The sequence below is a fragment of the Sulfitobacter sp. G21635-S1 genome (genome assembly GCF_027213915.1).
Classification (GTDB): Bacteria; Pseudomonadota; Alphaproteobacteria; order Rhodobacterales; family Rhodobacteraceae; genus Sulfitobacter.
The window spans coordinates 1-2723 of record NZ_JAPWGV010000063.1; the positions used below are offsets into that span (position 1 = coordinate 1).

Annotated in this window: 1 protein-coding gene; it reads left to right on the forward strand. The window is 64.7% G+C overall.

Going from position 1 to position 2723, the window contains the following annotated elements; genetic code table 11:
- Nucleotides 1–2723: TipJ family phage tail tip protein (gene gpJ / locus O4H53_RS27240; RefSeq protein WP_269368047.1), on the forward strand; the 2723-nt coding region annotated here is incomplete at both ends.

Here is a 2723-nt window from a genome sequence, read left to right on the forward strand (position 1 = left end):
TGGACCGAGATCGTCGGCGACCAGCAATATGTCCGGGCGCTGTTCTGCCTTGGCTATGGCCCCTTGCGGATCTCCGACCTGCGAATTGGCGACACGCCGATCAGTGACTACGAGGACGCCGATGTCGAGATCCGCGAAGGCCGGGTAGATGACTTGCCGATCGGCCTTTACCCCGAGCAGGTGCTCGAGGAAAACGCCGGTGTCCAGCTGGTCCGGCCCAAGCCGCGCGACCTGACCGGCGAGATCATTCCCGGCTCGGTTGGCGTGGAAACACCCGTCACGCGCTTCACGGCGTCCAACTCGGCGCAAGCTTCCGTGATCCTGGCATATCCGGCGGGTCTTTATGCCATTGACGACAAGGGCCGGGTTGCCCCGCGCAGCGTCAGCGTGCGTATCCGGGCGCGCCTCAATGGCGTGGGTGTCTGGCAGGAGGTAGTGACCCTGGCGATCACGGCCAAGAAGCAGGAGGGCTTCCTGCGCCAGCACCGTTGGACCCTTCCCACCCGCGGGCGCTGGCAGATCGAAGTCACCCGGATGACCGATGACAGCACCAGCACGCAAGCTTCCGACAAGGTTGTGCTGTCGGGCATCCAGTCGATCCGGCCGGAGTATCCGATCAACTTCGACAAACCGCTTGCCCTGGTGGCGATCCGGGTGCGCGCAACCTACCAGTTAAATGGCCCATTAAACGCCTTTAACGCGCTGATCGAACGCGAGGCGCTGATCCACGAGGAAGGCGAATGGGTCACCGGCTACGGGCGCACTCCAGCGACCGCGTATGTTGCTGCCCTCACCGGGCCGATGAACCCCTTTCCGGCGTCCTCCTCTGCCATCGACTGGGACCAGATCGCCGACTGGCATGATTGGTGCGTCGAGAAGGGCCTCAAGTACGACCGGGTCCATGACGGCCAGGAGACGCTGGGGGAAATGCTGCTGGCGATCTGCGCGGCCGGTCGCGCCAGCCCGCGACACGACGGGGTCAAATGGGGCGTGGTAATCGACCGGCCTGAAACGCTGGTGGTTGATCACATCAACCCGCGCAACTCCGACCAGTTCGAATGGTCCCGCACCTACTTCAACCCGCCGGACGGTGTGCGCGTTCGGTTCCTGGACGAGACCAACAACTACGAGGAAGCCGAGCGGGTCATTCCCTGGCCGGGACACGTTGGCGATGTCTCCCTCACCGAAACCATGGAGATGCCTGGCAAAACCGATCCAGCTGAAATCTGGATCGAAGCCCGCCGCCGGATGTACGAGCTGATTTACCGGCCCGACAGCTTCTCGGCCATGCAATCAGGCCGCGCCCGGGTGGTAACCCGCGGTGACCTGGTCATGGGCAGTTTCGACGTGCTGGACCGGACCCAGATCTCGGCGAGGGTAAAATCGGTGACAGGTGCGCTGGTCGAACTCGACGAAGAGATCACAGTCGGCGAAGACTTTGGCGTCCGGTTCCGGGTCTTCGCGGATGAGGAAGACGTGATCGGCAGCTCGGTGATCAGCAAGATCGCCCCGATGGAGGAGCCCACCCGCGCGGTGCGTCTGCTGGACCGGACGGCGGTGCCGACCGTCGGCGAGGCCGTGCATCTCGGCCCGACTACGACCGAGAGCCTGCCCCTCAGGGTGCGGGGCATCGAAGGGGCCGATGACTTTGGCGCGCGGGTGATGATGGTTGCGGCTGCACCCGAGATCGACACGCTGACCGACGCCGAGGTCCCACCCGAATGGGACGGCCGGATCGGCGAGATCATCGATCAGACCGCCGTCATCCCGGCGGTGCCGCTCTTTGTCTCGGTCGCATCGGGCCTGATCGGCACGGGTGATCCTGATGGCTTCGAGGTCGTGTTGCAGACCGGAACCGGCTCAACCGCCCTCGTTGATGCCTTCGAGTTCGATCATCGCCTGACCAGCTCCGGCGTCTGGACCACCGAGACCATTCCGGTTGCGGCTGGCGGCATCAGCCTGGACGTCTACGAGGCGGGCAACGAGATCGAGTTCCGCGCCCGCGCCCTGGCGAACACCACGCCCGGCGACTACACCGCCGTCGCAACCCTGACCATCGGTGCGGATGACCCCGCCATCCCGGCCGCGCTTGACGACGAAGCGATCTCCGCCACCGGAAGTCTGGGCCATGCCACCCTGGTGGTTGCAGTGCCGGAGAACGGCGCGCCGACCCAATTGCAGATCTACCGCGTGCCCGCGGGCAACCCGCTCGACCGCGAGACCCATGCGATCGGCAGCCGTCTGGAGGTCTCTGCCGGATCGACGCTGAACTATGTCGACGGCGACGGCACCCGTGTGAACCTGCTGAGCTCTGCGGATTTCAACAGCGCGGACAATTGGAGCCTCGACAGCGGTTGGGCCATTGCCGGTGGGAAGGCAACCTTCACGCCAGGTGCCGCAGGCAACCTTGCGCAGACCCTGCCTTTGACCGCAGGCACCACCTACCGGGTCGCCTTCGAGGTTTCGGGCTATGTCGCGGGCGACGTCAAGCCGCGGCTGATCGGCGGCACCAATGTCAGCGGCGAAACAGTAACGGACAACGGTCTGTTCCTGGACAGCCTGACGGCGCTGACCGGCAATACCGATTTCAAGTTCCTCGCCCAGACCACCTTCGATGGCAGCATCGAGTTTGTCCGGCTCTTCGCAGAGACCCCGAGCTGCGTCGAGGCGGGCGGCTGGGATTACTACGTCGAGCCGATCAACGACGAGAACATCGCCGGGCC